The sequence below is a fragment of the Desulfosarcina cetonica JCM 12296 genome (assembly GCF_001311845.1).
In the GTDB taxonomy this organism is placed as follows: domain Bacteria; phylum Desulfobacterota; class Desulfobacteria; order Desulfobacterales; family Desulfosarcinaceae; genus Desulfosarcina; species Desulfosarcina cetonica.
Genome location: NZ_BBCC01000294.1, coordinates 1 through 5108, shown reverse-complemented (window position 1 = coordinate 5108; position 5108 = coordinate 1). Strand labels below are relative to the sequence as shown.

5 protein-coding genes are annotated in these 5108 nt (G+C 45.3%); 4 read left to right on the top strand and 1 reads right to left on the bottom strand.

Annotated features, from left to right (window positions below; translation table 11 throughout):
* The 4 genes from JCM12296_RS40605 to JCM12296_RS32265 form a co-directional block, all read left to right on the top strand.
* The coding region (locus tag JCM12296_RS40605) for a hypothetical protein (RefSeq protein WP_218188400.1) at nt 1–316 on the top strand (316 nt) is incomplete at its 5' end.
* Nucleotides 313–1116 carry a hypothetical protein gene (locus tag JCM12296_RS32275; protein ID WP_054701742.1) on the top strand — a complete coding sequence of 268 codons (804 nt, stop codon included), beginning with the start codon at nt 313–315 and terminating at the stop codon, nt 1114–1116. The genes JCM12296_RS40605 and JCM12296_RS32275, both read left to right, overlap by 4 nt.
* Nucleotides 1109–2815, top strand: coding sequence for a nucleotide kinase domain-containing protein (locus JCM12296_RS37420; protein ID WP_083456730.1), 1707 nt, complete (start codon nt 1109–1111; stop codon nt 2813–2815). Before JCM12296_RS32275 ends, JCM12296_RS37420 begins: the two co-directional genes overlap by 8 nt.
* Nucleotides 2812–3885 carry a radical SAM/SPASM domain-containing protein gene (locus tag JCM12296_RS32265; RefSeq protein ID WP_054701739.1) on the top strand — a complete coding sequence of 358 codons (1074 nt, stop codon included), beginning with the start codon at nt 2812–2814 and terminating at the stop codon, nt 3883–3885. The genes JCM12296_RS37420 and JCM12296_RS32265 overlap by 4 nt, the downstream gene beginning before the upstream one ends.
* A 19-nt stretch (nt 3886–3904) precedes the next feature.
* On the opposite strand, the gene JCM12296_RS32260 is transcribed toward JCM12296_RS32265, so the two are convergent.
* On the bottom strand, nt 3905–5108 hold a 1204-nt coding region (locus JCM12296_RS32260), incomplete at its 5' end, for a GmrSD restriction endonuclease domain-containing protein (RefSeq protein ID WP_157068100.1).

Genomic DNA, 5108 nt, shown 5'->3' with positions numbered 1-5108 from the left:
AATCAAATCCATGTTCGGCGGTTCTCCCCAGGGTGAGGTTATCGTCGTAGATGAATTATGGCATGACCGCCCGGTTGACCTTGAGATCGGTGATACCCTTGCCCTTCCTGAGAAAGCAATCTTGGAACAGACACCACGATTGTCATTCAACGGCACAGTCGATGGTCAGAATACATACCGGGCAGTTGCGAGAGGCTATACACGGGCCTTCAACAATGAGGCGGATTGGGGCGTCAACATCCGTATCGCATCCAAACATTATGAGGGATTAGCAAGGTTCCGGTTCTTTGAAGATCCTGAGGAGGATAAACAATGACCACAGACGTTTTGCCTGTACCGATTAACGGTATCAATCTTTCAGAGGCTTGGGCAAAAGCCTTTTTGAGAGCCTATGATTCACCACAGGGAATTGTTGCTCCAGGTATAGTATCTTTCCCCGTGGATGACGATAACTCTGAATGGGAACTTGAGACTGCTGACATACGTAATGCACTAGAAAACCAACTCGATATGCTCGATATCTGTTCAGCAAACCAAAGCAACATAGAGACGGTTGCAGGTACGATATTTCCTGAAACGATCTGGAAACGGTGCGGTGGTGACAGAAAGCAGCTCCGTGACAGATATCTTAAGATGTGGCCCCAGATTATCAAATGTAGAAATAACGATCGGGGAACTTATTTTAAACGACTTATATCCTTTAGCGATGAAGGCATTAACCAGATAGAGGCAATAATTGATGAATGGGAACGTAGCGAAAAAAAAGCCAGACGAAGTGCTCTGCAAGCAGGCATCTTTGATCCGTATCGTGATCACATACCTGGACCGTATTTAGGATTTCCTTGCCTCCAACAGGTTGTTTTCCATCCAATCGGTCCAAAAGGTAGAGGTGGGCTGAAGGTTGTAGCCTTCTATGCTAACCAGCTGCTGATCGAAAAAGCATATGGAAACTATTTGGGGCTGTATCGGTTGGGCAGATTCATCGCCGGTGAGATGGAATTGACACTAAGAGGCGTAACATGCATCGCAACAAACCTGAAAAGATGGAATAAGCACAATAAAGGCGATTTCAAAGGCTTGGCTGAACTGCTTAGAAAGGAAGTGCCCGATGCCTAATGTTCGGCCATCTGCAAAAAAGACGGGAAGGCTGTTCGTGTTCGAAGGCTCGGATGGTGTCGGTAAGACCACGATATCCGAAAAGGTCTCTGATAGGCTTAACAGTCAGGGTATCGACGTATTATTCTTGAGCTTTCCCGGTAAAGAACCACATACTATAGGAGATCTTGTCTATAAGATCCATCATAACAGCAAGGAATATGGAATTGAAAAATTCTCGCCTGCAAGCCTTCAGACTCTCCACATTGCGGCCCATATCGACTGTATCGAGAATCGTATTCTCCCGGCATTGAATGAAGGAAAGACCGTAATCCTCGACAGGTTCTGGTGGTCGACCGTTGCTTATGGTCTGGCTTCAGGTATCCCATACAATACAGTTGAGGCCATGATAAACCTTGAGAAAACGATATGGGACAACATTTTACCGGACCAGCTTTTCCTGATCACCCGCAACAAACCGTTCCGTGAAGAACTTGACAGACAGATGTGGTCAAAGGTCTGCAAAGCCTATAACAGTCTTTATGATAATGAAAAGGTTAATCATCCTATCAGTATAGTCAGGAATACCAGATCACTGAAAAGCGTTGTGAACGATACAGTAAGGTTGATCGGCAATGGAAATCTCCCCCATAAAGGATCATTAAGGTTCAGGCAGGACATATTCGACCTTCCTCTTGAGAGGCCGAAAACAACGATAATCATCCCCAAGAGTCACTGGCTCCCTACGAAGATAACTGAGGTGTTCGATACATACTGGCGTTTCGCTGCTGAAAGGCAATCGATCTTCTTCAAGCGTTTCATTGGGGAAAAGCCACCGTGGACAAAGGACCATATCCTGCAACAATACAAATTCACGAATGCCTACCGGGCATCTGATAGGGTGAGCCAGTATCTTATACAACGTGTGATATATGAAGGTGACCAGTCCCCTGATGAAGTATTCTTCAGGATCATCCTTTTCAAGACATTCAACAAGATAGAGACCTGGAAAATCCTGCTGGAAAATTTTGGTGAAATAACGTGGGCCGGGTTTGATTTCAAGGCTTATGATAGATTCCTCACCGAATCCAGGAACAATAGAGTGAGGATCTATTCAGGTGCCTATATAATGCCTTCAGGCGGAAAATCATTTGGCCATGGAGCCAAGCACAGCAACAACCTCGAGCTTATACAGAGGATGATGATCGATGAACTCCCTTCAAAAATATGCGATGCGAAATCTATGCAGGAGGTCTTTGATCTGCTCCGCAGCTATCCAATGATAGGTGATTTTCTGGCATATCAATACGCCTCAGATATCAATTACAGCAATATGACAGATTTCAGTGAAATGTCATTCGTGGTCCCCGGTCCAGGTGCAAAGGACGGGCTTCAGAAATGTTTTTCAGACCCTGCGGGACTGAGCGAGATCGATCTGATCAAACTCATGGCGGAACGCCAGGAAAAGGAATTTGAACGTCTTGGGCTGGATTTCCAGGATCTTTGGGGACGGAAACTCCAGCTGATCGACTGCCAGAACCTCTTCTGCGAGGTTGACAAATATGCGAGGGTTGCCCACCCCGAGGTAATGGGCATCACCGGAAGGAACAGGATAAAGCAGAAATTCAGAGCCACAGACGAAAAAATATCATTCTATTATCCGCCGAAATGGAAGATCAACGACAATATCTCCAAGATGATTAAAAAAGGATCGCCATGAAATTGAAAGCGAACAATACCTCATTCAATCTGAAAGAGATCAAGCTTGAAGTGACACACGATTGCCTTCTCAACTGTGTCCATTGCTCAAGCATGTCCACGCAGAAGTCAGGCCTGAACATGGACTGGCCTGGCTTTATGAGAATCCTTGATGAAGCCTATAGTATGGGTGTGAATGAGGTTGCTTTCTCAGGCGGTGAACCATTGCTATGGGACCATATTGAAGATGGGGTATCAAGATCCTTGGAATATGGAATCCATACGATCCTTTATACGACTGGGAACGCACCAGATGCTGAAAATATACTGCGCCGATTCCACTCAGCTGGACTACACCGGGTTGTATTCAGCATCTTCGGTGCAAACCCTGCTGAGCATGAAGCGGTCACAAGTTTTAAAGGCAGCTATGAAAGGACAATCGGGATCTCAAAATATTGCTCGGGTATCGGTCTCAAGACAGAATTCCATTTCGTCCCGTTATCCTGGAATTACAGGATACTGCTTCAGATTGCCGACCTTGCGATGAAATTAGGGATCAGCAGGATAAGTGTCCTGCGCCTTGTTCCACAAGGGAGAGGCCGTGATATCAGCGGCGGGCAGCTCAGCCATCCCCAGAATATCGAACTCAGACAAATCATAAAAGATCTCCGCAGAGCAGGGCATGATATACGTTTAGGATCACCATATAATTTCCTGATGCTTCGGAAAAATCCGCAGTGCAGATCAGGCATAGACAGGATGACTATAGGCCCTGATTACCGGATATTTCCCTGCGATGCATTCAAGCACATCTCACCCAAAGATATTGGTGCAAGTGACAGCTTTTCAAACCTCGGGGATCAATCCCTGAAAGAATGTTGGGAAAAGTCGCCATATTTCAATACCGTCAGGGGATATCTAATGGGTGACACATATGAGGAATGCGGCGTATGTTCCAGGTTCGATGATTGTAAATCCGGTTGTATGGCTCAGAAATTCTATGCCTATGGCGGTTTGGTTAGAGGACCTGACCCGATGTGCCTACATGGTTTAAAGAAAAGTAATATCATCCAAACGTTTCCCACTCTTTAGATGAATATATTCTGATTAATCACTCCTGATTGAAATAATCCGTCGACCACAGTTGCTCACAGATCCGTTGGACCAGTTCCTGCCTCTCCTCAAGGTCAGCCTTTTTGAATTCTGGATGCGCCTTGAATTTAAGCTCATCGATCTTCGGGGCTTTCAGGAAATTAGGATTCTTCTCATAGAAAACCGGGTGCAGGGTCTGGGCGTAGGTGTTCTCTTTGAGATAGTGTTTCAGCTTGTCCTTATATTTGTCGCTGCTGAACGATTGGTTAGTTCCGTTCGGCAATAGGACCAAAGCACCTATAGAGTCTCGCCAATCCTGGAAATCGCTCTCCTGGTCGAACTCATCCTTGAAATAATCGAACTTGTCTGCCCAGAGATGCTCAATCTCGAACTGCCTGCCTTTTGGATGTTGGTAGCTCACATAATTGTTTGTTTTTCCGACAAGATTATCAAGATAACTGGACATTCTTGATAATAGATGCTTCACGAATTTTCTGTTCTGGCCATGAAGACCGAAATCCTGTATCCCGTCCCATTTATGTTCCATGTCATCAATGGCTTTGGTCAGGTTCTTGCCTAATGCCGCTAAATCATTGTTCCTAATCAGTTTGATGAGATTGAACATCGTATACTTTATAGTGGTCTGTCCAAATTTCTTGTAGTTGACAGCCCTTCGGACTGTGAACGTCTCGATAAATCTGGCCACAAGATCGAGTTTATTTTTCACCGTCTCTTCATCATCTTCGAACTTTATCGACGACAAAAGTAGCGGGTCCTGCAGGGAGTCTGCAATTCCCCAATTATATATGTAATGAAGATGCGGGATCTGGTCATCCATGTCGTTCCATGATTCGCAGGTTCTGATATACCATTTCACGAAGAACGGAAACTGATTCTTGAAGAACCCATAGAAATCATTCGAGGATTTCAGGTTGAATAGGCTCCTGTGGTTATCCTTGAACCAGTTATGGAACCTTGAGCCTATGAGTTCAAAATCCTTGTTCTCTGAGCCTGCCTGGCCTGGCCTGATGCTGACTGCATATTTGCCCCTAAACCATGCCTGGAAGAAGGCTTGGTCAGATGTTTCACCGTACTCATGCAGCTTCTGTATCTGTGTTTTCCATATATCGTTTATCTCATTACGCCTGTCAGGTTCTGTTATTCTCGAAAGCACAAAGCCTTTCAGCATCTCTGACGGTGTCAGGTTTAGGCCCCTGTCATTT